The organism is Salinicola corii, from assembly GCF_008298015.1.
Classification (GTDB): Bacteria; Pseudomonadota; Gammaproteobacteria; order Pseudomonadales; family Halomonadaceae; genus Salinicola; species Salinicola corii.
On the sequence record NZ_VTPX01000008.1, the window covers coordinates 173,778 to 198,836 of the forward strand.

General features: G+C 64.5%; 21 protein-coding genes and 1 pseudogene. 13 read left to right on the forward strand and 9 right to left on the reverse strand.

The features are described 5' to 3' along the window. Positions 1-11: 11 nt before the first annotated feature. From F0A16_RS14830 to F0A16_RS14855, 6 genes are all read left to right on the forward strand, one after another. Positions 12-932 carry an ABC transporter permease gene (locus tag F0A16_RS14830; RefSeq protein WP_149436174.1) on the forward strand — a complete coding sequence of 307 codons (921 nt, stop codon included), beginning with the start codon at positions 12-14 and terminating at the stop codon, positions 930-932. After that, on the forward strand, positions 929-1,741 hold the full coding sequence (locus F0A16_RS14835; protein WP_149436175.1) for an ABC transporter permease: 813 nt from the start codon (positions 929-931) through the stop codon (positions 1,739-1,741). Before F0A16_RS14830 ends, F0A16_RS14835 begins: the two co-directional genes overlap by 4 nt. Before the next feature lie 53 nt (positions 1,742-1,794). After that, positions 1,795-2,862, forward strand: a complete 1,068-nt coding sequence (locus F0A16_RS14840) for an ABC transporter substrate-binding protein (RefSeq protein WP_149436176.1) — start codon at positions 1,795-1,797, stop codon at positions 2,860-2,862. 79 nt (positions 2,863-2,941) lie between these two features. Next, positions 2,942-4,306 carry a glutamine synthetase family protein gene (locus F0A16_RS14845; protein WP_149436177.1) on the forward strand — a complete coding sequence of 455 codons (1,365 nt, stop codon included), beginning with the start codon at positions 2,942-2,944 and terminating at the stop codon, positions 4,304-4,306. A 61-nt stretch (positions 4,307-4,367) separates the two neighbouring features. Beyond that, positions 4,368-5,456, forward strand: a complete 1,089-nt coding sequence (locus F0A16_RS14850) for an ABC transporter substrate-binding protein (protein WP_149436178.1) — start codon at positions 4,368-4,370, stop codon at positions 5,454-5,456. Positions 5,457-5,508: 52 nt separating this feature from the next. After that, positions 5,509-6,819, forward strand: a complete 1,311-nt coding sequence (locus tag F0A16_RS14855) for an NAD(P)/FAD-dependent oxidoreductase (protein WP_149436179.1) — start codon at positions 5,509-5,511, stop codon at positions 6,817-6,819. Between the two features lie 136 nt (positions 6,820-6,955). Here the strand turns inward: F0A16_RS14855 and F0A16_RS14860 are convergent, their stop codons facing one another. Beyond that, positions 6,956-8,332, reverse strand: coding sequence for a glutamine synthetase family protein (locus F0A16_RS14860; protein WP_149436180.1), 1,377 nt, complete (start codon positions 8,330-8,332; stop codon positions 6,956-6,958). 245 nt (positions 8,333-8,577) lie between these two features. On the opposite strand from F0A16_RS14860, the gene F0A16_RS14865 reads away from it, so the two are divergent. The 3 genes and pseudogenes from F0A16_RS14865 (at position 8,578) to F0A16_RS14875 (ending at position 11,222) form a co-directional block, all read left to right on the forward strand. Beyond that, positions 8,578-9,324 carry a gamma-glutamyl-gamma-aminobutyrate hydrolase family protein gene (locus F0A16_RS14865; protein ID WP_149436181.1) on the forward strand — a complete coding sequence of 249 codons (747 nt, stop codon included), beginning with the start codon at positions 8,578-8,580 and terminating at the stop codon, positions 9,322-9,324. A 39-nt stretch (positions 9,325-9,363) separates the two neighbouring features. Next, positions 9,364-9,660: pseudogene (locus tag F0A16_RS14870) on the forward strand (aminotransferase class III-fold pyridoxal phosphate-dependent enzyme); the annotation flags it as partial. Positions 9,661-9,722: 62 nt separating this feature from the next. Beyond that, complete coding sequence (locus F0A16_RS14875) at positions 9,723-11,222, forward strand: aldehyde dehydrogenase (RefSeq protein ID WP_149436183.1); 1,500 nt, start codon at positions 9,723-9,725, stop codon at positions 11,220-11,222. A 44-nt stretch (positions 11,223-11,266) separates the two neighbouring features. Here the strand turns inward: F0A16_RS14875 and F0A16_RS14880 are convergent, their stop codons facing one another. From F0A16_RS14880 to F0A16_RS14905, 6 genes are all read right to left on the reverse strand, one after another. Next, positions 11,267-11,818 carry a cupin domain-containing protein gene (locus F0A16_RS14880; protein ID WP_149436184.1) on the reverse strand — a complete coding sequence of 184 codons (552 nt, stop codon included), beginning with the start codon at positions 11,816-11,818 and terminating at the stop codon, positions 11,267-11,269. A 23-nt stretch (positions 11,819-11,841) separates the two neighbouring features. Continuing rightward, positions 11,842-12,312: a Holliday junction resolvase RuvX gene (gene ruvX, locus F0A16_RS14885; protein WP_149436185.1), complete on the reverse strand. Its 471-nt coding sequence runs from the start codon at positions 12,310-12,312 to the stop codon at positions 11,842-11,844. Beyond that, positions 12,312-12,869, reverse strand: coding sequence for a YqgE/AlgH family protein (locus F0A16_RS14890; RefSeq protein ID WP_149436222.1), 558 nt, complete (start codon positions 12,867-12,869; stop codon positions 12,312-12,314). Before F0A16_RS14890 ends, ruvX begins: the two co-directional genes overlap by 1 nt. 136 nt (positions 12,870-13,005) lie before the next feature. Continuing rightward, positions 13,006-13,971, reverse strand: a complete 966-nt coding sequence (gshB, locus tag F0A16_RS14895; protein WP_149436186.1) for a glutathione synthase — start codon at positions 13,969-13,971, stop codon at positions 13,006-13,008. Between the two features lie 96 nt (positions 13,972-14,067). After that, positions 14,068-16,305, reverse strand: a complete 2,238-nt coding sequence (locus F0A16_RS14900; protein ID WP_149436187.1) for a prolyl oligopeptidase family serine peptidase — start codon at positions 16,303-16,305, stop codon at positions 14,068-14,070. A gap of 103 nt (positions 16,306-16,408) precedes the next feature. Then, complete coding sequence (locus F0A16_RS14905; protein WP_149436188.1) at positions 16,409-17,986, reverse strand: FMN-binding glutamate synthase family protein; 1,578 nt, start codon at positions 17,984-17,986, stop codon at positions 16,409-16,411. A gap of 279 nt (positions 17,987-18,265) precedes the next feature. On the opposite strand from F0A16_RS14905, the gene F0A16_RS14910 reads away from it, so the two are divergent. From F0A16_RS14910 to F0A16_RS14920, 3 genes are all read left to right on the forward strand, one after another. Continuing rightward, entirely contained in the window at positions 18,266-19,645 is a 1,380-nt protein-coding gene (locus F0A16_RS14910) for a GntP family permease (RefSeq protein ID WP_149436189.1), read from the forward strand. A 25-nt stretch (positions 19,646-19,670) separates the two neighbouring features. Then, the gene (locus F0A16_RS14915; RefSeq protein ID WP_149436190.1) at positions 19,671-20,438 is read left to right on the forward strand and encodes an SDR family oxidoreductase; all 768 of its coding nucleotides are present in this window, start codon (positions 19,671-19,673) and stop codon (positions 20,436-20,438) included. A 185-nt stretch (positions 20,439-20,623) separates the two neighbouring features. Continuing rightward, a complete protein-coding gene (locus F0A16_RS14920; RefSeq protein ID WP_149436191.1) occupies positions 20,624-21,757 on the forward strand; it encodes an alkene reductase in 1,134 nt (377 codons plus the stop codon). A gap of 106 nt (positions 21,758-21,863) precedes the next feature. Here the strand turns inward: F0A16_RS14920 and F0A16_RS14925 are convergent, their stop codons facing one another. After that, a complete protein-coding gene (locus F0A16_RS14925; RefSeq protein WP_149436192.1) occupies positions 21,864-22,280 on the reverse strand; it encodes a RidA family protein in 417 nt (138 codons plus the stop codon). Between the two features lie 177 nt (positions 22,281-22,457). Here F0A16_RS14925 and F0A16_RS14930 point away from each other — a divergent pair, with 177 nt between their 5' ends. Continuing rightward, entirely contained in the window at positions 22,458-23,066 is a 609-nt protein-coding gene (locus F0A16_RS14930) for a TetR/AcrR family transcriptional regulator (RefSeq protein ID WP_149436193.1), read from the forward strand. 64 nt (positions 23,067-23,130) lie between these two features. Here the strand turns inward: F0A16_RS14930 and poxB are convergent, their stop codons facing one another. Continuing rightward, entirely contained in the window at positions 23,131-24,867 is a 1,737-nt protein-coding gene (poxB, locus tag F0A16_RS14935) for a ubiquinone-dependent pyruvate dehydrogenase (RefSeq protein WP_149436194.1), read from the reverse strand. Positions 24,868-25,059: the final 192 nt, after the last annotated feature.

The window sequence follows — 25,059 nt, forward strand, 5'->3', positions numbered from 1 at the left end:
GGAGAAGCGACATGCTGCAGACATCCCAGACGGCCTCGCGACGCCATGCGGTGGTCAGCGAAACCCGCCACCTGCTGTTTACGGTAACCCCGGGCGCAGCCTGGATCATCGTCTTCCTGGTGCTGCCGAGCGTCTATCTGATGGCCGTGGCGTTCATGACCAATGGCCCCTACGGACTGCCGCAGTTGCCGCTGTCGCTGAATTCGTTCGAGCAGCTGGCGGGCGTCGGCTTTCTGGGCTGGAGCCCGGGCAATCTCTACACCCTGCTGCGCTCGCTGTGGCAGACTATCGTCGCCACCGGACTGGTGGTGCTGGTCGCCTATCCCATCGCCTATTACATCACCACCTGCCGGGCGCGGTGGCGACCGATCATGCTGCTGCTGGTGGTAGTGCCGTCCTGGACCAATCAGGTGATTCGCACCTTCGGCTGGATGAATCTGCTGGCACCGGGTACGCCGCTCTCCAACCTCGCCGAGATACTGGGTCTGATCTCGCCCAACATGGGGCTCTACCCGTCCAACTTCGCGGTGACACTGGGTCTCGTCTACAACTTCCTGCCGTTCATGGTGCTGCCGCTCTACGCCGCCTTCGAGAAGCTCGACACCGCCCAGGTCGAGGCGGCGCAGGATCTCTACGCCAAGCCGGTACGGGCATTCTGGAACGCCGTCTTCCCGCAGACACTGCCGGGGCTGCTCGCGGGCGTGGTGCTGGTGGCAATCCCCGCGTTCGGCATGTACGTGATTCCGGAGCTTCTCGGCGGCGGCAAGGCGATGATGCTCGGCAACCTGGTGGCGACCCAGTTCTCCGGCGGCTCGAACTGGCCGCTGGGCGCGGCCGGCGCGATCCTGATGCTGATCGCGACCTTCATCGGGCTGTTCGCGATGCGGCGCATCGGCAAGCGCCTGGGTGGCGGCGAGGAGGTGGTGATATGAGAAAGCGCACGCTCAAGCGTAGCTCTTTGAGACGAGCCCTGACGGCGTTCTGGTGGCTGACACTGATCTTCCTCTACCTGCCGCTGGCCGTGGTGGTACTGTTCTCCTTCAATGCCTCCAACAGCGCCGCCAGCATGACCGGTCTGTCGCTGCGCTGGTATCACCAACTGCTCGGTAACGAGCAGATCATGGCCGCCTTCGGCAATACCCTGATCCTGGCGCTCTGTTCCTCGGTCATAGCGCTCGTCATCGGCTGCCTGATCGGCTACGGCATGTATCGTCACCGCCATCGCAAGCTCGGTTGGCTGATCGTGCTGATTTATCTGCCCATCGTGCTGCCGGACATCGTTTTCGGCATCTCCGAGATGGCCTTTTTCGTCCAGTTCCATCGGTTGACCGGGCTGCTCCAGCCGGGGCTCGGAACCATGGTCATCGCCCATGTGACCTTCCAGATTCCGTTCGTCGCGCTGATCGTCTATTCACGTTTCGTCGGACTCGACCCGACGCTGTTCGAAGCGGCCAAGGATCTCTATGCCACGCCGGCCAAACGCGTCGTCCACTTCATGCTACCGACCATCAAGCCGGCGCTGATATCCGCCTTCTTTCTCTCCTTCACGCTGTCGGTGGACGACTTCGTGATCAGCTTCTTCACGGCGGGGCCGGAGAGCGCCACGCTGCCGATCTATATCTGGGGCGCGATCAAGAAGGGCGTGTCGCCCGAGATCAATGCCATCGCCACGCTGATGATCGGCGCGGTAGCGATGGCCGCCGCGATCAGCCTGTTGTTCAACCGCAAACGTCAATCCTGACCAAAGAGCCCGCGCACGGGTAAACACTGAAGAGACAACAAGGAAAAAAGCCCATGTCGAAGCACACCAAGACGGCCGCCGCCGTTGCCTTCTGCAGCCTGCTATTGGGAACCGGCGCGCAGGCCGCGGAAGAGAAGCTCTATCTGTTCAACTGGACCGAGTACATGGACCCGGAGATCATCACGGCGTTCGAGCAGAAGTACGACGTTGAGGTAGTACAGAACTACTACAACTCGCTGCCGGAGATGTTCGCCAAACTCAACGCCGGCGGCGCGTCCCAGTACGACATTATCGTCCCCTCCAACTACTACGTGCCGCGCTTGATCAAAACGGGCCTGGTCCAGAAGCTCGATCACTCGAAGATTCCCAACCTTGCCAACGTCAAGGCGCAGTTCCAGGACCCGAGCTTCGACCCGGGTTCCGAATACTCCGCGCCCTACCAGTGGGGCACGACGGGCATGGTCTACAACACCGAAACCTTCCCGGACGCCCCCAACAGCTGGTCGCTGATGTTCGACCCGAAGGTCAATCCCGACTATCCATTCGCCATCATGGGCGACGGCCAGGTGGCTATCGGCGCCGCTTGCGGCGCGCTGGGCAAGCCCTATGACTGTGACACGCTGGACAGCTGGCGCGACGCCGCCAAGCTGATGATCGAGACCAAGAGCCGCGACAACTTCTCCGGCTTCACCGACGGCACCCCGGCGCTACAGCAACTGGCCCGAGGTGTGACCCACGTGGGCATGTCCTACAACGGTGACTATCTCTACTTCAAGGGAGAGGATCCAGAAGCCTTCGAGCACCTGGCGTTCGCGATTCCCGACGAAGGCGCCGAAATGTGGGTGGACTCCATGATGATTCCCTCCGGCGCCCCGCACCCGGATCTGGCCCACAAGTTCATCAACTTCATCCTCGACGCCAAGATTGGCGCCCAACTCTCCAACTACAACTACTACGCCAGCCCCAACGCCGCCGCCGAGCCCTATCTGGAAGAGGCGTTGAGGCAACCGCCGGCCCAGCCCACCGACGAAGAGATGAAAGTGCTGCGTTTCACCCCGAGCCTCGAGGGCGAAAAACTGCAGACCTTTCAGCAACTGTGGTCGGAAGTGCAGGCTCGGTAGAGGCGCCGCTTCCCGATCTCACTGCTCGGCACGGCCGCTGGCCACGTCCGGGCAACCCATCACCACACGGAACGCTCACATGGGTCACCGTCAGGAAACACCAGCGCTCAAAGACTGGTTCCATCAGCACGGCATCACCGAGGTCGAATGCCTGGTTACCGATCTCACCGGCATCCTCAAGGGCAAGATCATGCCCGCCAGCAAGTACCTCGATGGCGGGCTGCCAAGATTGCCGGACTCGATCTTCATCCAGACCGTCACCGGCGGTTATCCCGACGACGAGGACATCCGCTTCTGGAATCCCGCCGAGCGGGACATGGAGCTGGTGCCCGACCCCAACGCCGCCTTCCTGGTGCCCTGGGCCGAAGACCCCACCGCGCAGATCATTCACGACTGCTACTACCTCACCGGCGAGCCGGTCGATCTTTCGCCCCGCCACGTACTCAAGCGCGTTCTGGAACTCTACGAACAGCGCGGCTGGCGCCCGGTGGTCGCCCCCGAGGTCGAGTTCTACCTGGTCAAGACCAATACCGACTCCGACTACCCGCTGGAGCCGCCGATCGGTCGTACCGGACGCCAGGAGAGCAGCCGTCAGTCGTTCTCCATCGATGCGGTCAACGAGTTCGATCCGCTGTTCGAAGAGATGTACGACTACTGCGAGGCGATGCATCTCGACCTGGACACGCTGATCCATGAAGAGGGCGCTGGCCAGATGGAGGTCAACTTCCAGCACGGCAATCCGCTGGCGCTGGCCGATCAGGTGGTCATGTTCAAGCGTGTGCTGCGGGAAACCGCGCTGCGCCACGGCATGTACGCCACGTTCATGGCCAAGCCGATGGCCAACGAGCCGGGCAGCTCGATGCACATTCACCAGAGTCTGGTCGACGCCCAGGGCAACAACCTGTTCGCCGGTGAAGAGGGCCACACCAGCACCCTGTTCCACCATTTCATCGGTGGTCTTCAACGGTACCTGCCCGCAGCGATGCCGCTGCTGGCCCCCAACGTCAACTCCTACCGCCGGCTGATGCGCCACGAGGCGAGCGGTTCCGCGCCGGTCAACGTCGACTGGGGAATGGACAACCGCACCGTGGGTTTGCGCGTGCCGGTCTCCTCGCCCGCCGCCACCCGGGTCGAGAACCGCCTCGGCGGCGCCGACGCCAACCCCTACCTGGTACTGGCGGCCTCGCTGGCCTGCGGCTATCTCGGCATGGTCGGCCAGTTGGAACCGCGCCCGCCGATGGTCGGCTCGGCCTGGTCCAGTGGCAACAAGCTGCCGGACGACATCAGCCCGGCCCTGGACAGGCTGCGGGAATGTCCCGAACTGGCCGACATCCTCGGGAAACGTTTCACCAACAGCTATCTCGCGGTCAAACGGGCCGAGCACCGCGCCTACTTCCGCGTGATCAGTTCGTGGGAGCGCGAGCACCTGCTGCTGCGCGTGTGAACAGCGCCAGGCGAGAAGTGCGGTGAGGGAACCTAAGTCTTCAGGACATCAGGGGAATATCATGAAATACGCGAGCTGGGTGATCGCGATCGCAGCCGGCATGATGGGCAGCGGCGCCATGGCTGACGATCAGGAAAAACAGTTGAACCTGTTCAACTGGACCGACTACATGGATCCCGGGATCATCGCCGACTTCGAGGCCGAAACCGGCATCGACGTGGTTCAGAACTACTACAATTCCAACGCCGAGATGCTGGCCAAGCTGAACGCCGGCGGCGACGCCCAGTACGATATCGTCATCCCCTCGGACTACTTCGTGCCGCGTCTCATCGGGGCGAAGCTGATCCAGCCACTCGTCCCGGAAGGTCAATCGCAGCAAGGCCAAGCGCTGCGGGGCATCGACAATATCATGTCGGATTTCCGCCACCCGGCCTACGACCCGGAGGACATCTACACCGTGCCGTATCAGTGGGGTGTGACGGGCATCGTCTACAACACCGACACCTTCCCCGACCCGGAACCTAGCTGGGGACTGCTGTACGATCCCGCCGTCAACGCCGACTACCCCTTTGCGCTGCTCAAGGGCGATGCCCAGTTCACCTTCTCGACCCTCTGCGCCTATCTCGGCGAAGGGTTCGATTGCGTCGGCCAGGCCCCTTGGGTCGAGGCCGCCAAGCTGGTGGTCGCCACCCGTGAGCGAGACAATTTCGTCGGCTTCGTCGACGCCACCGCGACCATCGAACAGATCGCCAGCGGCGTGATCCACGCCGGCATTGCCTACAACGGCGACCTGGCCGGCAAGCAGAGCGAAGACCCGGAGCTCTACGGCAACATCGGCTTTTTCGTGCCCAGGGAAGGCTCGCAGCGCTGGGTGGACGTGATGGCCATCCCGGCCCGGGCACCGCATCCGGACAACGCACGCCGCTTCATCGAATACCTGCTGCGCCCCGACGTCGCCGCCCAGCTTTCCAATTACAACCTGTACACCTCGCCCAACGCCGCGGCACAACCGATGCTGTCCGCCGAACTTCGCGAGCCACCGGTGATGCCCGATGCCGACACCCGCTCCCGGCTGTCGCTGACGCCCTCCGTCGACGGCGAGCAGTTGCAGCTGCTGCAGCAGTTATGGTCGGAAGCCCGATCTCGCTGATCGGCCTTCATCCTCCCCATCCCAATTCGTCCTTTCATTCATGGAGCTCATGATGTCCGCGCCTTCCGACGCAAAGCACCCGCCACCCCTCGAGCACGCCGCCTCCTGGTACGCGGCCTCGGCCAACGCCGCGCCGGCGCGCCCGGCGCTGTCGGCCGATGTCAGCTGCGACGTATGCGTGGTGGGAGCGGGTTTCACCGGCCTGTCATCGGCACTGCATCTGGCCGAAAAAGGGCTCGACGTCGTCGTACTGGAAGCGGCTCGCGTCGGTTATGGCGCCTCCGGACGCAATGGCGGACAGATCGTCAACAGCTACAGCCGCGACATGGACGTGATCGAGGACAAGTACGGCGCCGAGACGGCTCGCGCACTGGGCGACATGGCGTTCGAAGGCAACCGCATCATTCGTGAACGCATCGCGAGCTACGACATCGAGTGCGATCTCCGCGAGCGCAACCTCTTCGCCGCCTGCAACGCCCGACAGCTCCAGGGCCTCAAGGCACACCAGGCGCTATGGCGGCGTTACGGCCACGACCAGCTCGAGCTGCTGGAAGGTAAAGCCTACCGGCGTGAAATCGGCAGCGACCGCTACACCGGCGCACTGGTCGACCACTCGGGCGGCCACCTCCATCCGCTCAATCTGGTGCTGGGGGAAGCTGCGGCCTTCGAATCGCTCGGTGGCAAGATTTTCGAACACAGCCCCGTGGTCAGTCTCGTTCATGGCCAGACGGTAACCGTGAAAACGGCGGATGGCCGGGTTCATGCCGATCGCGTCGTCATGGCCGGCAATGCCTACATGAGCGGCGTCATGCCGGCACTCGAAGGCAAGTCCATGCCCTGCGGTACCCAGATCATCGCTACCGAACCCCTCGGGGAAGATCTCGCTCGCACATTGCTGCCCAATGACATCGCCGTCGAGGACTGCAACTATCTGCTCGACTACTATCGCCTGACGCGCGACAACCGGCTGATCTACGGCGGCGGAGTCAACTACGGCAACGCCGGCCCAGCCAATATCGAAGCGGTCATTCGTCCCAAGATGCTCAAGACATTCCCGCAGCTCAAGGACGTCAGGGTCGACTATGCCTGGAGCGGCAACTTCCTGATGACACTGAATCGGCTGCCGCAGTTCGGCGTCATCAACGACAACGTCTATTACGCCCAGGGCTATTCCGGGCACGGTGTCACCTGCACGCATCTCGCTGGCCGTCTGATCAGCGAGGTGATGACCGGGCGCGACGAGCGGTTCGATGCCTTCGCCGGCTTGCCCCACCTGCCCTTTCCGGGCGGCAGGCTACTGCGTGTGCCGCTGTCGGCAATGGGCGCCTGGTACTACGAGACTCGCGACAAGCTCGGGATATGAAGGCAGCGCCAGAGACCACGCGAAGATCGATCTCGAGACGACAACGCCCCCTGCAAGACTCGACGGGAACGGAAACACCCGGGAAAGTCGTGATTATCATCTCGAGGCCCTGTAGCAGTGAAAAAAGCGGTCGCGATCAGACGTGACGCAGATACCAGTCGTACTCGAGCCGACTGACCGCCTGCATTGCCGCCTCGCGTTCGGAGCGGCGATTGGCGAGGAACACCTTCAGGAAATCGGCGCCGAGCGCGGCGTTCAGCACGTCCGAGGCTTCGAGCACGTCCAGCGATTGTGACCAGCTGTTGGTCAATGTCGGCGCGAACTGCTCGTAAGCGTTGCCGGTGACGGCTTCCCCCGGAGAGACCTGCTGGGTGATGCCATGGATCACGGAGGCCAGCAGCGTCGCGAGCACCAGATAAGGATTGGCATCGGCACCGGCGACCCGGTGCTCGATCCGGCGCGCCGCGTTGTTGCCGGAGGGAATGCGCAGCGCCACCGAACGGTTGTCGTAACCCCAGGTGGGCGTCATGGGCACGTAAAGGCCCGGCTGAAAGCGCCGGAAAGAGTTGAGATTGGGCGCGAACAGCGCCATCGATGCCGGCATCATGGTCATGAGCCCGCCGATCGCATGCCGCAGGGTGTCGGTCCCCAGCGGATTCTCGTCCTCGGCGGCAAAGACGTTTCGGCCCGACTCGTCGAGCAGGCTCATGTGCACGTGCATGCCGTTGCCGGCCTGACCGCCGTAAGGCTTGGCCATGAACGTGGCCTCGAAGCCGTGTCGGAGCGCCACGCCCTTGATCAGGCGCTTGAGCAGGACGGCACTGTCGCAGGCATGCAGCACATCATCGGTGTGGATGAGATTGATCTCGAACTGACCCGGTGCGCACTCCTTGAGCGCGGTATCCAGCGGCAATCGCTGAACTTCCGCCGCCGCCTGAATGTCTTCCAGGAAATCGGCGTACTCGTCGAGCTCGCTGATCGAGTAGAGCTGGCTTTCGGTGGCACGTTCACCGGTGGCTGGCGACCGCGGCGGCTGAGCCATGCCAAGGTCATCGCGAGAGCGGTCGATCAGGTAGAATTCGAGCTCGAGAGCCACGACCGCCCTGCATCCGAGCTCCGCCAGGCGTCGGATCTGACGGGCGAGCACGTTACGCGGATCGGCAAAGAAGGGGCCGCCCTCATCGTCACGCATATCCATCAGCAGCTGCGCCTGCTTTCCCCCGCGTAGCCAAGGCGTGGGCATGAGGGTGCCGGGAATGGACCGACAGATTTGGTCGCCATCACCGGTCTCGAGGCCGAGCCCGGTCTCCTCCACCGTGTTTCCGGTGATATCGAGCGCAAAGACCGATCCAGGCAGGCTGACGCCATCCCGATAGACCTTTTCGAGATTGCCGCGGGGTATACGCTTACCTCGCATGACCCCGTTGAGATCGCTCAACAGCAAGTCGATGCTGTCTATTTCGGGGTGGAGGGCGAGAAAATCACGCGCCTCGTCGGCGGCAAGGGTGGACATGATGTCACCTGTGAACGTTTGTCTTGATCGTCGATATCTTTTCGTCGAGGCCGATTGTTGTCAAATTATTTACGCCAAATGACTGATGAAAGAAATGAAAAAGCAGAAAGAAACAACAATAAATCTTTTTATAAACAGATATTTAATCTCGACTTACTGTCATCATGGCCACTTTGGCTTGGCAAGAAATATCAACCCCGGTATGTTGAGCAAAACATAACACCCGCCATAACACAGGAGGCTACATGGCCATTCGACCTCTGGTTGGCGTCATTGCCTGCCGCCGCATCGTGGAGGGCCACCCCGCCCACATGGTCACCGACAAGTACGTGCGTACCCTCCGCGACTATGGGCTGGAGCCGGTCATGCTCCCGGTATGGGAGGACGTGGAGACGTGTGCCGCCGGGGCGCTGCTGGACCGCCTCGACGGTCTGGTGCTGACGGGGAGCTACACCAACGTCCTACCGGATCGCTACGGTGCCAACCGCATTGCCGAGAATACGCGAGAAGATCGTGACCGTGATTCGGCGGCAATGACATGGATTCCCCTGGCGCTCGAGCGTTGCCTACCCTTGCTCGGCATCTGTCGTGGCTTCCAGGAGTTCAACGTCGCGTTCGGCGGGACCCTCTATCAGGCTGTCCAGAAAGTGGAAGGCAAACTCGATCATCGCGAGCCGGAGGGCGACAGGTCGGAACAGTACTCGCCGACCCACTCGCTCGACATTCGACCCGGCGGTCGGCTGGCAGCGCTCTTCCAGGAACCCCGAGCCAGCGTCAACTCGCTGCATCAACAAGGCATCGATCGTCTGGGTGAAGGCCTGCGCGTCGAGGCGGTTGCCCCGGATGGCCTCATCGAGGCGGTGTCGGTGATCGATGCGCCGAACTTCACCCTGGCGGTGCAATGGCACCCCGAGTGGCAGCCGAGAGAGCATCCTCTCTACGCCGCTATCTTCGAGGGGTTTGCCAGCGCCTGCCGTGGCGATGCCACCTGAACGCACGCTAGAGATGCTTTCACGATGAGAACCACGCCAATGACACCGTCAGACGCGGCAAGACTCAAGGCGCTCGACCGCGATCACTACCTGCACCCTTTCACCGACTTCAAGGCACTGGGTAACGAAGGCAGTCGCCTCATCACCGGTGCCCACGGCGTCTATATCGAGGACGACGAAGGCCGGCAGATCCTGGATGCGATGGCGGGGCTGTGGTGCGTCAACCTGGGCTACGGCCGCCAGGAGCTGGTCGATGCCGCTACCCGGCAGTTGCAGCAGCTGCCCTACTACAACAGCTTCTTCAAGACGACGAACCCGCCAGCAGCCGCGCTGGCCGAAACGGCACGCCGGCTGCAGGCCCGAGGGGCCACCATTTCGGCAACGAAGGAGACATTCACATGAGCCTGACGCCAACGCTGGCCGACTGGCAGGCCAAAGCCGCCGCCCTTACCGCCAATCTCGAGATACGCGCCTTCATCGACGATGAGTTCGTGGCGGCCGCAAGCGGCGAGACCTTCGCCACGGTCAATCCCGCAACGGGAGACACCCTGGCCGACGTGGCGAGCTGCGATGCCGCCGACGCCGACAAGGCCGTGACCGTGGCCCGCGCGGCGTTCGAGCGCGGTGACTGGGCCCGGCTGGCGCCTACCGGGCGCAAGCTCGTCATGCTGCGCCTGGCCACGCTGATGGAGAGCCATCGCGATACGCTGGCCCTGCTCGACACGCTGGACATGGGCAAGCCGATCAACAGCGCCCAGAGCGATGTCAGCGGCGCCATCGGCTGCATCCGCCACCAGGCCGAGTCGATCGACAAGCTCTACGGCGAAGTGGCGCCGACCGGTGACGATACCCTTGCGCTGGTGCTGCGCGAACCGCTGGGGATCGTCGCCGCCATCGTGCCGTGGAATTTTCCGCTGATGATGACGGCCTGGAAGATCGGCCCTGCCCTCGCCGCGGGTAACAGCGTCATTCTCAAGCCCTCCGAGAAGTCACCGCTCTCCGCTCTGTACCTGGCCTCGCTGGCGCGAGAGGCGGGCCTGCCGAGGGGCGTCTTCCAGGTGCTGCCGGGGTTCGGCCACACCGTCGGCAAGGCCTTGGCACTCTCCATGGAGGTCAACTGCCTCGCCTTCACCGGCTCGACCGGCGTCGGCAAGCAGTTGCTGCAGTACGCGGGACAATCCAACCTGAAGCGGGTGTACCTCGAGTGCGGCGGCAAGAGCCCGAACATCGTCTTCGCCGACTGCAAGGATCTGGACCGGGTGGCCCGCCATGCCGCCGAGGCGATCTTCTACAACCAGGGCGAGGTCTGCATCGCCGGGTCACGCCTGCTGGTGGAAAACAGCGTGCGCGATGCCTTCGTCGACAAGCTGCTCGCGGCCGCCGAATCGATGCAGCCGGGCGATCCGCTGGACCCCAGCAGCTTCATGGGCGCCATCGTCGACCGCACCCAGTACGAGCGGGTGCTGGACTATATCCGCCAGGGCGTGGAAGAAGGGGCGCGGCTGCGCATGGGAGGCACGTCGCTCGACGGGCCGGGCCTATTCATCGGCCCCACCGTCTTTGACGGTGTCACCGACGACATGGTCATCGGCCGGGAGGAGATCTTCGGCCCGGTGCTTTCGGTATTCGGCTTCGATACCGAGGAGGAGGCGATCGCGATGGCCAACAACAGTGACTATGGATTGGCGGCCGGCTTCTGGAGCCAGGACATCGATCGCATCATGCGGGTCACGCGACGCCTTCACTCCGGCCAGGTCTTCGTCAACAACTGGGCCGGCGGCGACCAGACCGTACCCTTCGGCGGCGTCAAGCAGTCCGGCAACGGGCGCGACAAGTCGCACCACTCGCTGGAGGAGTACTCCGAGCTCAAGAGTGTCTGGATGTCGCTATCGCCGTGAAGCCGTCATGAACCGAGCCGCTCGTGGCAGGCTGCCACGAGCGATCAGAACGTCTTGGCGGGAGTGGCGCAGCTGACCAGACGGCAGGCCGACTTGCCGGAATTGCGGAAGCGGTGCGGTATGTTGGTATTGAAGTAGTACGCCTCGCCTGCCACCAGCAGCCGTGTCTGGGCACCGATGGTGATCTCGATCTCGCCGTCGAGAATCACGCCGGCTTCCTCGCCCTGGTGCGCAATCATCTCGCGCCCGGTATCGCTGCCGGCCGGGTAGGTCTCGATCATGAACGACAATGCCCGCGAATCGCGGTTGGCGCCCACCAGCTTGTAGATCACGTCACCGCTGCCGACGTCCGTCAGCTCGTCGGCGCCGTAGAAGACCTGGTTGCGGTTCTCCAGGTCCATGGTGAAGAAATCCCCCACGCTCATGGGGATGGCATCGAGGATCTTCTTCAGCGAACTGACGGAGGGGCTGACCTTGCCCTGCTCGATCAGCGACAGGCTCGAATGCGTGACACCGCAGCGCTTGGCCAGCTCCCGCTGGGAAATGCCGCGTAGGGTTCTCAGAGCCCGCAGGCGGGCACCGACATCATCAGACATCCATTCTCTTCCTCAGGCGATGGTCACCGTACGCCGGGGATACCGGACGGGAGCGACTCGCGGTTGAACCAGTTTTCGAGAATCAGCTGGGCGGCGATGCCGTCGACGCCACGATCGCGGTAGTTGCCCTTGTGGCCCTGCTCCCTGGCGATCTGCTTGGCGGCGCGGGTGGTACCGCGCTCGTCGAACATCTCCACCGGCTTGCCGAAGCGGCCGTGGAGCCGATTGCCGAACTTGCGCGCCCGCACGCTCATGTCGGACTCGCTGCCGTCGTCGTGGATCGGCAGCCCCACCACCAGCAGGTCCGGCTGCCACTCCTTCAGGAGCTTCTCGACGACGACCCAGTCGGGAATGCCGTCGCGGGCGGGCAGCGGCTCCAGGCCACTGGCGGAGCGCAGCATCTCGTTACCGACCGAGACGCCGATGCGTCGGGTACCGTAGTCGAACGCCATCACCAGACGCTGACCGATCCGGTCGCCGGTTACCGATGCCATCAGGCGTGCCCGGCGTCGCGGGTCATCAGGTTGAGATCGACGCCGAGGATACCGGCGGCGGCGCTCAGGCGCTGCTCCGGCGGGCGATCGAACAGGATCGCGGCGTCACCCTCGGCGATCAGCCAAGTGTTCTGCTTGAGCTCGTCCTCGAGCTGGCCGGATTTCCACCCCGCGCAGCCCAGCGTGACCAGATAGTGCTCCGGGCCGCGCCGCTGGGCGATCGCCTGCAGCATGTCCATCGATGTGGTCAGCGCCAGACCCTCGGCGACCTGAATGCTGGAGTCCCAGTCGCTGGCGTTGCCGCGATGCAGGATGAAACCGCGATCGCGATAGGTCGGCCCGCCGTTGTAGACCAGTACGTCGTTGTGCGGGCCGGGCTCGGACTCGATGTCGAGCTGTTCGAACAGCCCATCCAGGGTCAGCTCGGAGGGCCGGTTGACGATGACGCCCAGAGTGCCGTCGTCATCGTGATCGCAGAGATAGGTCAGCGTCCCGGCAAAGTTGGGATCTTCCAGGTGCGGCATCGCCATCAGGAAGTAGTGCTTGAGGCTCTGCATCGGCGTAGGCATGGATGTTGGCCTGATCGTTGGCATAGGACTCCATCGGACATCGCGCAGCGATCCGGCGCTCGAGCCGCGAGCGCCGGTCATAGGGGAAATGGGCTCATTGTAACACCTCTGCCCCGCCAGGCTCTCAGCCCCGACCCTTCAGCCGTCCGGCGATCGCGGTCATCAGCAGCCCGGCGATATCGGTGCCGCGCTGGTCGTCGATCTCGCGCACGCAGGTGGGGCTGGTGACGTTGATCTCGGTGATGTAGTCGCCGATCACGTCGAGACCGACGAACAGCAACCCCTTGTCGCGAATCATCGGCTGCACCTGCTCCACCAGCCAGTAGTCGCGATCGGTCAGCTCGCGGGAGACGCCGCGCCCGCCGGCGGCCAGGTTGCCGCGGGTCTCGCCGGCACTGGGGATGCGCGCCAGGCCGTAGGGCACCGGTTCGCCGTCGACCAGCAGGATCCGGGTGTCGCCCTCCTTGATCTCCGGCAGATAGCGCTGGGCCATGATCTGGCGCTGGCCGCGCTCGGTGAGCTGCTCGATCACCGCGCCGAGATTGCGGCCCTCGGGGCCGATATGGAAGATGCCGGTGCCGCCCATGCCATCCAGCGGCTTGAAGATGGTGTCGCCATGCTCGGCCTGGAAGGCGCGCAGCACCGCGTCGCGGCACGACACCACCGTCGGCGGGATGCAGTGGGCGAACTGCTGGGCGAACAGCTTCTCGTTGCACTCGAACAGCGCCCGGGTCGGGTTGACCACCAGCGTGCCCTCGCGCTCGGCGAACGCCAGCAGGTGCACGGCGTTGAGGAAGTGGCCATCCACCGGTGGGTCCTTGCGCATCAGGATCACGTCCAGCTCACCCAGCGGCATCGCCTCGCGCTCGCCGAGGTCGAACCAGTGCAGCGGATCTCGATGCACCTTGAGCGGGCGCGTGCTACCCATGGCTCGCCCCTCGTAGAGGTAGAGATCCTCCTGCTCGAGATAGTAGAGCGACCAGCCCATCGCCTCCGCCGCCCACAGCAGCGCCAGGGTGGTGTCCTTCTTGTAAGTAATGTCGGCGATGGGGTCCATCACCACGCCGAGCTTCACCGCTTTCTGACTCATCGGAGAGGTCTTCCCAAAGAGAGATTGAATGGGTCGCAGTATGACGCAGCGCGCGCTGCGTCACCAAAAGAGATCATGATCCCGAGCCCGACCGTTTTATCTGGCGCCGCCCAACCGATCCCACAGGAACCGCCACGCCAGCGCGCTCAACCTGGCGCGCTGGGCGTTGTCCGCCGCGCCGCCGTGGCCGCCCTCGGTGTTCTCGAAATAGTAGACGTCACCTGCACCCATCGCCGCCATCTTCGCCATCATCTTGCGGGCGTGGCCGGGGTGGACGCGGTCGTCCCGCGTCGAGGTGGTGAACAGCACCGCAGGGTAGTCCACGCCCTCGCGCAGATTGTGGTAGGGCGAATAGTCCTTGAGGAAATCGTCCCAGTCGGCGCTGTCCGGATCGCCGTACTCCGCCATCCACGACGCGCCGGCCAACAGCTGGTGATAGCGGCGCATGTCGAGCAGCGGCACTTCGCACACCGCCGCGGCGAAATGGTCCGGGTAGCGGGTGATCATGTTGCCCACCAGCAGGCCGCCGTTGGAGCCGCCCTGGATGCCGAGCCGTTCCGGGGTGGTAATGCCGGCGGCGACCAGGTCTTCCGCCACCGCGGCGAAATCCTCGAACGCCTTGTGGCGTTCGCCCTTGAGCGCGGCACGGTGCCAGCGCGGGCCATACTCGCCGCCGCCCCGGATGTTGGCGACCACATAGGCGCCGCCGCGCGAAAGCCAGCTGCGCCCGGCCCCGGCGATGTAGTGCGGGGTCAGTGATATCTCGAAGCCGCCGTAGCCGTAGAGCAGCGTCGGCAGCGGCTGGGCCGGCCTATCGCCATGGCCACTCGTTGCGCCCTCCGGCAGCACCAGGAAATAGGGGATCCGGGTACCGTCCTGACTAACGGCAAAGCGCTGGGTGACCCGCATCCCCTGCGATTCGAAGAAGCTCGGCGCGCGCTTGATCGTCTCCAGCCGCTCGTCCGACGACGCCGGATCGCATTGCGCCAGATCCATCCGCGAGAGCGTGGTGGGCGTGAGATAGTCGGTGGTGATGACGAAGAGCTCATCGCTCTCCTCGTCATCCACGGCCGCGACGCCGATCTCACCGGCGTCCGGCAAGCCCGGGATCGGCTGTGGCGCCCAGGCGTCGCCCTGGCCCGGCGTCAGCACCTGAAGCCGGTGCTTGACGTCCTCGAGGACATCCAGCACCAGGTAGTGCCGCGTCCATTCGAAGCCCTCCAGCGAGCGGTGGGCATCCGGCGTGAACAGCACCGTGAAACCGCGATCGCCCCGCTTGAACGCCGGGTAGTCGATCGCCAGCAGCGCGCCGCTGGGGTAGCTCACGGCGGTCTCGCTCTCGCTCCCCAGCGTCCAGTCGTCGCGCAGGTGGACCAGCAACCAGTCCCGGTGCACCACCGCCTGGGCCGAGAGCGGCACTTCGATGGGGAACGCCTCGCCATCGGGCAGCAGCTCGATCAGACGCTGCTCGTAGAACGCCAGCGCATGATGGATGAAATCGCGCTCGAAACCGCGGGTACGGTCGCGGAAGCCGATGGCCATCAGTTCCCGTTTGCCCGCCTCGAACAGCGTGGTCGCGTCGGCCATGGGCTGGCCCCGGCGCCAGCGCTTGACGTAGCGCGGGTAGCCGGAGCTGGTCAAGGAGTCGGCACCGAAATCGGTATAGACGAATACCGTGTCACGATCGATCCAGCTCATGCCGCCTTTGGCCTCGGGGCGCTCGAAACCGGCCTCGCCGTCATCGTCGACCCAGCGCTTGTCGATCAGGTCAAACTCGCGGGTCACGTCGGCATCCGCACCACCGCGAGAGAGCGATACCAGCGCCCGCTCCCAGGGGGCTTCCGGCGTCTCCGGCTCCAGGCAACTGGCGCCATGCCAGACCCAGTTCTCGCCCTCGGCGGCGTTGAGGGCGTCGACGTCGATCAGCACTTCCCACGCTGGCCGGGCCTGGCGGTAAGACTCCCATGTGGTCCGCCGCCACAAGCCGCGCGGGTGCTCGGCATCCTGCCAGAAGTTGTAGTAGTGCTCCCCCCGCTTGACCACGAACGGAATGCGGTCATCGGCGTCGAGGATCTCGCGCAAACCCGCTTGCAACGTCTCGAACTCGGCGTCTTCGAAGCGCTCCAGCGTCCGCCGGTTCTGATCCGCGACCCAGGCCAGCGCCTCGGAACTGTCCACCGCTTCCAGCCAGCGATGAGGGTCATTGTCTGTGTGGTCAGAGTCTGCGTGGTCGGTGTCCGTGTGATCGACGAGGGCGCGATCGCCGCCGCCAGCCCCACCGGAAGCGGGATCGGAAGTGGCGGATTGATAGCGGTAGGCAGGAAAAGAATGCATGCGTTGCCTCGATGACAGAATGCGATAACAGAGTGACTGCCATCGAGGTTAGCACGTGGCGCTGCCGGTGCGAGCCGGGGCCGGGGCCGGCGCCCCGATCCGGTTAGAAGCGGTCGACGGCTGCCGCTTGCCAGTGCTCGCGCCATGGCGGGGGAATCTCCTCACCCAGCAGTTGGCCCTCGTCGAGCCTCGGCAGCTCGAAATCGCCGTAGCCCCGAGCCGGCGCGTAGCCGCTGCGGTGGCGAATATGGTCCGGGGTCAGCTCGTCGAAATGCGAGAGCCCCATGGCACCGGTGATCGCGGCAAAGCCATCCAGGGTGGCGCGGTGGTAGCGCGCCACCCGCTCCGCCTTCTCCGGCACGTCGATCGCGCGCGCTCGCTTGGGGTCCTGGGTCGCCACCCCGGTGGGGCACTTGTTGGTGTGGCAACGTCGGGCCTGGATACAGCCGACCGCGAACATGAACGGGCGCGCGGCGTTGCACATATCGGCGCCGAGCGCGGCCTTGACCACCATGTCGTAGCCCAGGGCGACCTTGCCGCTGGCGACGAGGCGGATCTTGTCACGCAGCCCGGCGCCGCGCAGGGCGTTGTCGACGAAGGGCAGCGCCTCGTCGATGAATACGCCGAGGCTGTCCGAAAACTCCTGCGGCGCCGCCCCGGTGCCGCCCTCGGCACCGTCGATGACGATGAAGTCGACCAGCGTGCCGGTCTCGATCATTCCCTTGCAGAGACTCAGGAATTCGCTGTGCTTGCCCAGGCAGAGCTTGATTCCGACAGGCTTGCCGTCGCTCAGTTCACGCAGGTGTGCGACGAACGCCATCAGCTCGCGCGGGTTGGAGAACTCCGGGTGCGACGAGGGGGAGGCGCAGTCCTGGCCGGCCTCGATCTGGCGCGTGCTGGCGATCTCCCGATTGACCTTGGCGCCCGGCAGCAGCCCGCCATGGGAGGGCTTGGCGCCCTGGGAGATCTTGATCTCGACCATCTTGACCTGCTCGCTTCGCGCCTTCTCCCGAAACGTCTCGGCATCGAAGCGGCCATTCTTCTGGCGGCAGCCGAAGTAGGCCGTGCCCAGCTCCCAGATCAGATCGCCGCCATGTTTTTCATGGTAGGGGCTGATCGCCCCTTCGCCGGTATCGTGGGCGAACCCGCCCTGCTTCGCGCCCAGGTTCATCGCCTCGACGGCGTTGCCGGAAAGCGAGCCGAAACTCATCGCCGAGATGTTCAGCCGCGATGAGCGATAGGGCCGGGTGCACTGGGGCCCGCCGATGGTGATCCAGCGCGCCTCCTCCGGTACCTTGCCGGGCTGGATCGAGTGGTAGGAGACGTTGTAGCCGGGCGCATCGACATCGCGGATGGTGCCAAAGGGCGACGTATCTCCGCTGCCGTCGGCACGCGCATTGATCAGGTTGCGCTGCTCGCGGGAGAACGGGCGGCCGCTGGTCTCGGATTCGAAGAAATACTGGCGCAGCTCCGGGCGCACGAATTCGAGCAGATAGCGAAGATGCCCGATCAGCGGATAGTTATAGAGCACGTTGTGGGGCGAGCGCAGATCCCGCCAGCCGACGAGTGCCAACGGTATCCACAGGAGCAGCGACCAGAGCAGAGGCGGCCAGAAAATGCCGATGACGAGGGTGGCCGCGATCAACGCAGCGGTCAGAAAATAAAAACATTGGCGATACATGATGGGCTGTCCGACGATGAGGGTGACCTTTCAAGTGTTGGTCGCACCTGACAAATGTTCAAATCCTACGAGCATTGCGGCATTACGTTGTAAAAAAACAACGAATCTGACGAACGAGGTCCGATATCGCGCTTAGCAGCGCGATTCTTTTACGAAAATCAACACTTTTCGGAGCCTGAAACAGAGCTGAGCAATGGAGCAACAAAACCAACGTCGTATTTTTAGACACATCACTTCGTGCAACGGTGGGACCGCAACGACCACTTTCGGGAGAGCCTCATGGACGACTGGACGCAGACTCTGACGGCAGGGCCGCTGCTCGGCATCGCCGCCGCAGCGATCGCGCTGCTACTGGTATTGATCATCCGCTTTCATCTACACGCCTTTCCGACGCTGGTGCTGGTCAGCCTGCTGACCGCCTTCGCCACCGGTATTCCGGCCGGCGCCATCGTCGATACCATGACCGACAGCTTCGCCGGCACGCTGGGCTCGGTGGCGCTGCTGGTCGGCTTCGGCGCCATGCTCGGCAAGCTGGTGGAGCACTCCGGCGGCGCCCAGGTGCTGGCCGAGCGGATGGTGTCGCTGTTCGGCGAGGCCCGCGCACCGTTCGCGCTGGGTATCGCCTCGCTGATCATGGGTTTCCCGATCTTCTTCGATGCCGGGCTGATCGTGATGCTGCCGATCATCTTCGCGGTGGCGAAACGCCTCGGCGGTCCGGTGCTGCTCTACGCCCTGCCGGCGGCGGTGGCGTTTTCGGTAATGCACGTATTCGTGCCGCCACATCCCGGCCCGGTCACCGCCACTGAGCTCTACGGCGCCAATCTCGGCCTGGTGCTGCTGGTGGGGATCCTCATCGCCTTCCCGATGTGGTATCTCTCGGGTTACCTGTGGGGGCGCTTCGCCGCCAGCCGCTTCGACTTCAAGCTGGAAGTCAGCCTGTTCGGCGGCCGTGACGACGACAAGATCGAGAATCCGCCCAGCGTCGGCACGGTCATCGCGCTGCTGCTGCTGCCGCTGGCGCTGATCTTCCTCAATACCGGGCTCGATTTCGCCCGCGCCGCCGGCGTGGCCGACAGCGAAGCCACTTGGTTCCAGTTCCTCTCCTCGCTGGGCGAGACGCCGATCGCGCTGCTGATCTCGGTGCTGGTGGCGATCTACGTGCTGGGCAGCCGCCGCGGCGAAGGCGGCAGCGCACTGGAGAAGATCGTCGACTCCTCGCTGGGGCCGATCTGCTCGGTGATCCTGATCACCGGCGCCGGGGGCATGTTCGGCGGGGTGCTGCAGGCTTCCGGCATCGGCGACGCGCTCTCCGACTCGATGAGCGATCTGGGCATGCCGGTGATCGTCGCCGCCTACCTGGTCGCGGTGGTGATGCGCCTGGCCCAGGGCTCCGCCACGGTGGCGCTGGTCACCGCCGCCGGCCTGATGGCGCCCGCCGTCGCCAGCGGCGATTTCTCCGCCATGCAGGTGGTCGCGATCACCCTCGCCACCGCCGCCGGCTCGGTGTTCGCCGGCCACGTCAACGACTCCGGGTTCTGGCTGGTGGGGCGCCTGCTGGGCATGGACGTCAAGACCACGTTGATGACCTGGACCGTGCAGCAGGCGCTGGAGTCGGTGGTCGGCTTCGCGCTCGCCTGCATCGTCTACCTGATTTTCTGAATTCCCGACGCTTTCAGGGAGAACCATGAAAAACCTTTTCGACATTCAAGACCGGCTGGCGCTGGTCACCGGCTCCACCCGCGGACTGGGCCATGCGCTGGCCCGCGGTCTGGCCCAGCAGGGCGCCCATATGATCGTTCACGGTCGCCGCCAGGAGGCGGCCGAGGAAGCCGCGCGGACCCTGGCTGCTGAAACCGGGGCAAAGGTCGACGCCGTGGCCTTCGATGTCACCGACGCCGGTGCCGTGAAAGCGGCCATCGACCCGCTGATCGAACGTCTCGGCGTGCCGGACATCCTGGTCAACAACGCCGGCCTGCAGAAACGCGGCCCGTTCAACGACTTCGACCCCGCCGACTGGGATGCCGTCGTCGCCACCAACCTCTCCAGCGCCTTCTATGTCTCGAAGGCGGTGAGTCCGGCGATGTCGGAACGCGGCAGCGGCAAGATCGTCAACATCGGCTCGGTGCAGTCGAAGCTGGCCCGCGAGACCATCGTCCCCTACGCCGCCTCCAAGGGCGGCGTGGCGCTGCTGACCCAGGGCATGGCGGCGGACCTGGCGCGCTACGGCATCCAGGTTAACTGCCTCTCGCCCGGCTACTTCCAGACCGACATGAACCAGGCGCTGTGGCAGGACGCCGATTTCAACGCCTGGATCGAGAAGCGCACGCCGGCGCAGCGCTGGGGCCAGGTCGAGGAGCTGGTGGGCACGCTGGTCTACCTCTGCTCCGGGGCGTCCGACTTCGTCTCCGGGCAGAACGTGTTCGTCGATGGCGGCATGACCTCGGTGGTGTAAACCGGCCGGCGATTCGGCCCGGCCCGCGATAGGTTTCCTCTATCGACCCGGTCGTCAGGCTTCATTGTTGGTCGGCTAATCGTTTCCTAGACTTTGGTCTATTCGAGCGAGCCCTTTCGGGCTCGCTCTGCGTTTGGCCGGCCATCACCGCGGCCGAATGTCGGCATAAAAAAGGAGTTCACGATATGACATCGCTATTCGAACCGTTCGATCTTGCCGGTACGCGCCTTAACAACCGTATCGTTATGGCCCCGATGACCCGCGCCCGCGCCAAGGGCGACATCCCCGACGAGATGGGCGCGCTCTACTACCGCCAGCGCGCCAGCGCCGGGCTGATCATCTCCGAAGGCAGCCCGATCTCCCGCGAGGGCCAAGGCTACCTGTTCAACCCGGGCATCTACGGTCCCGACCAGATCGCCGGCTGGAAGAAAGCGACCCAGGCCGTGCACGAACGCGGCGGCGTGATCTTCTGTCAGACCTGGCACGTCGGTCGCGTGTCGCATACCTCGATCCAGTTGAATGGCGCCGCGCCGGTCAGCAGCAGCGCCAAGCAGGGCGGCATGGCGTTCGGCTACAACGAAGACGGTCAGCCCGACATGCTGGCGGCGACGACGCCGCGCGCGGCCACCACCGAAGAGTGCCGCCGGCTCGTCAATGACTTCGCCCAGGCGGCACTGAATGCACGTAATGCCGGCTTCGACGGCGTCGAACTGCACGGTGCTAACGGCTATCTGCTCGAGCAGTTCATCAACGCCGGCCTCAACGACCGCACCGATGACTACGGCGGTTCGCGCGAGAACCGTTGTCGGCTGCTGCTCGAGGCGATCGACGCCTCGATCGCGCTGATCGGCGCAAATCGTGTCGGCGTGCGCCTGACGCCTTACGGCACCCTGTTCGATATGCCGAGTTACGACGATATCGAGGGGACCTATCTCTATCTTGCCGCCGAGCTGAGCAAACGCGATCTGGCCTACGTCCACCTGATGGACCAGGGCGCCCAGGGGCAGGAGGGCCTACCGCGAGAGTTCCTGCGTCAGTTCCGCGACGCCTACCGCGGCACGCTGCTGTTTGCCGGCAATCTCGACAAGGCGGAAGCGCAGAAGCTGGTCGATGGTGGTGTCATCGATCTGCCGGTATTCGGTCGCTACTTCACCTCCAACCCGGACCTGGTCGAGCGTCTGCAGAACGACTGGCCGCTGGCCCAGTTCGACCCGGATACCTTCTACGGCGGCGACGCTCGAGGCTATGTCGACTTTCCCACCTACGAGGAAGAGCAGGCACGCCTGGCACGCGAAAAGATGATCGAGGAAAAATCCTGATCTCCCGACTCGACCACAACCCCAGCGCCTCGCCGGCGATTTCCTGCCGCTGAGATGAAGAACGCCCCGTCATCGCGGGGCGTTTTTCATTACAAGGCCGCCGGCATCAGCCATCGCTGGGAATTCGCGCCACCACCTTGATCTCGAAATCGAATCCGGCCAGCCAGGTCACGCCCACGGCGGTCCAGTTGGGATAGGGCGGTGCCGGGAAGTGGCGCGACTTGGCCGCCAGCACCGTCTCGAACTGATGCTCCGGATCGGTATGGAAGGTCGTGACGTCGACGAGATCCTCCAGCCCGCAGCCGGCGGCGGCCAACACCGCCTTCAGATTCTCGAACGCTAGCGCGACCTGGCGTTCGAAATCGGGTTCCGGCGAGCCGTCCTCCAGACTCCCGACCTGGCCGGAGACGAACAGCAGGTCGCCGGAGCGAATCGCGGCCGAGTAGCCGTGCTTCTCATAGAGTGCGCTACGGTTGGCCGGAAAGACCGGCTGCGGCGACTGGGTAGGCTGAGCTTGCAACATGGTTTGACTCCTTGGGGAGAGTGCGACGCACGAGGGCGCCAGGGAATTGACATACGGAGCGTATATTAATTGCACATACGCCGTGTATGTCAAATTAATATACGCCGCGTATGCCATTTATTTTTGCCCTGCGATACTCTCTGGGCCGTAAAGTCCGCTTTGAAGACAGGAGACACCATGGCCCGACGCAGTCGCGCCGAGATGCTGGAAGAGACCCGCGCCAAGTTGATCGATGCCGCACGAGCGGCCTTTGCCGAGAAGGGCTACGCCGGCGCCTCGATGGATGAGCTCACGGCCCGCGCCGGCCTGACCCGTGGCGCGCTCTACCATCACTTCGGCGACAAGCGGGGTCTGCTCGCTGCCGTGGTCGACCGGCTCGACAACGAGATGGCCGCTCGCGCCCACGAGATCGGGCAGCGCCATACCAACGCCTGGGAGGGATTGCTGGCGGAGGGCGGTGCCTACATCGAGCTGGCGCGCGATCCGGAGATCCAGCGCATCGTGCTGCTGGATGGCCCGGCGGTGCTGGGAGATCCCTCCCAGTGGCCGAGCCAGAACCGCTGCCTGCTGGCGACGATGACGACGCTGGAGGCGCTGGTCGCGGAAGGGATCGTCAAGCCGGTGGACGTGGAAGCCGCAGCGCGGCTGGTCAATGGCGCAGCACTCAACGCCGCGCTCTGGGTTGCCGCCAGCGATGATGCCGACGTGCTGGCCAGAGCCACCGACGCGTTCCGCCAACTGGCCTCGGGGCTATTGGCGCTCGACCCTTCCACCAGCCCGAGCTGACCGGAGATCACCGTCGCCCACCGGCGAGAGGGCCAGGCGACGGCATCATCGCGGTTGTCGTCGTCTACTTCTTGCGCCGCCACGGCCAGTTGGTCTTGGCCAGGTCGACCACCTCGTCACCGCGACCGCTCATCACCGCGCGCACGGTATAGAGACTGAAGCCCTTGGCCTGCTCGGCCTGGATGCGCGGCGGAATCGACAGCTCCTGCTTGGCGGTGCGCACGTCGACCAGCGCCGGGCCGTCATGCGCCAACGCCAGACGCAGGGCATCGTCGATGGCATCCGAGGACTCGACGCGCACGCTGAACATGCCCAGCGACTCGGCGACCTTGGCAAAATCCGCCGCCGGCAGGTTGGTGACTTCATCGACGAAGCCCGCCGCCTTCATCTCCATCGCCACGAAGCCCAGCGTCTCGTTGTTGTAGACCACGATCTTCACCGGTAGCTGGTGCTCGACCAGCGTGATCAGATCGCCCATCAGCATGCTGACGCCGCCATCGCCGGCCAGCGCCACCACCTGGCGTTGCGGGAACGCCGCCTGCCACCCCATCGCCTGGGGGACCGCCGTGGCCATCGAGCCGTGCATGAACGAACCGGTCAGCCGCCGCTGGCCATTCATGGCCAGATAACGTGCCGCCCACACCGTCGGCGTGCCCACGTCGCAGGTGAATACGGTGTCGTTGTCCGCCAGCTCGCTGATCCGCGCGGTCAGGTATTGCGGATGCAACGGCTCGCCGCTGTCTCGCGGCGCGGCGAGATCGTCGAGCCCCTGGCGCGCCTTGCGGTAATCCTTCTGGGCGTCGTCGAGAAAGCGGCGATCGCTCTTCTCGGCCAGGCGCGGCAGCAGCGCCTCGAGGGTAGCGCCGATATCGCCCACCAGTCCCTTCAGCAACGGGCTGCGCCGGCCCAGATGCGGGCCACGCTCGTCGATCTGGACGATCCTGCCGTGCTCGGGGAAGAAGTCGCGATAGGGAAAGTTGGTTCCCAGCATCAGCAGGAAGTCGCAATCCTTGAGCGCGTGATAGCCGGAGCTGAAACCGATCAGCCCGGTCATGCCGACATCATAGGGATTGTCGTACTCCAGCGACTGCTTGCCGCGCAGCGCATGGATCACCGGTGCCTTCAGCCGCTCGGCCAGGGCGACGACCTGATCGTGATAACCGTCGCAGCCGTAGCCGCCAAGGATCGCCACGCGCTGCTCGCCGTTGATCAGCTCGGCCAGTTCGTCGAGCGCCGGCTCCGGCGGCACCGGTACGGCACGCACGGGCTCGGACCAGTTCGAGGCCTTGACCGGTGCCGGCTGCAGCGCGATATCCCCCGGTATCACGACCACCGCCACGCTGCGCTGGGTGATCGCCACGTTCATGGCGGTTTCCAGCACCCGCGGCATCTGCGCCGGCGACGACACCAGCTCGCAGTAGTCGCTGCACTCGCGGAACAGGTTCTCGGGGTGGGTCTCCTGGAAGTAGCCCAGGCCAATCTCGCTGGAAGGGATCTGCGCGGCGATCGCCAGCATCGGCACGTTGGCGCGCTGGGCCTCGTACAGGCCGTTGATCAGGTGGAGGTTGCCCGGACCGCAGGAGCCGGCGCAGACGGATAACCGCTTGGTGGCATCGGCTTCGGCGCTGGCGGCGAGTGCCGCCACCTCCTCGTGACGCACGCCGCGCCAGCGAATCCGCTCCTGGCGACGCAGGCTTTCGGTCAGACCGTTGAGCGAGTCGCCCGGCAGGCCCCAGATGTTACGCACGCCGGCGCGGTCCAGCGTCTCGATGATGAGATCCGCGATGGTAAATTCGGCCACAGTTGTCTCCATGACATGGACGGTGGACCACGGCTTGGGCATCACCGCCCTGGCCCGATGGCTTTGGGCTTTAGTCTAGTCGACGTGATCAGCCCTGCAGCCGAACGCGAGCTTGCGGGAACGACGGTGAGAAGGGAGAAGGGAGAAGGGATGGAGAGAATGAAGACGACGGGGACACCCGTGATGGCGGCC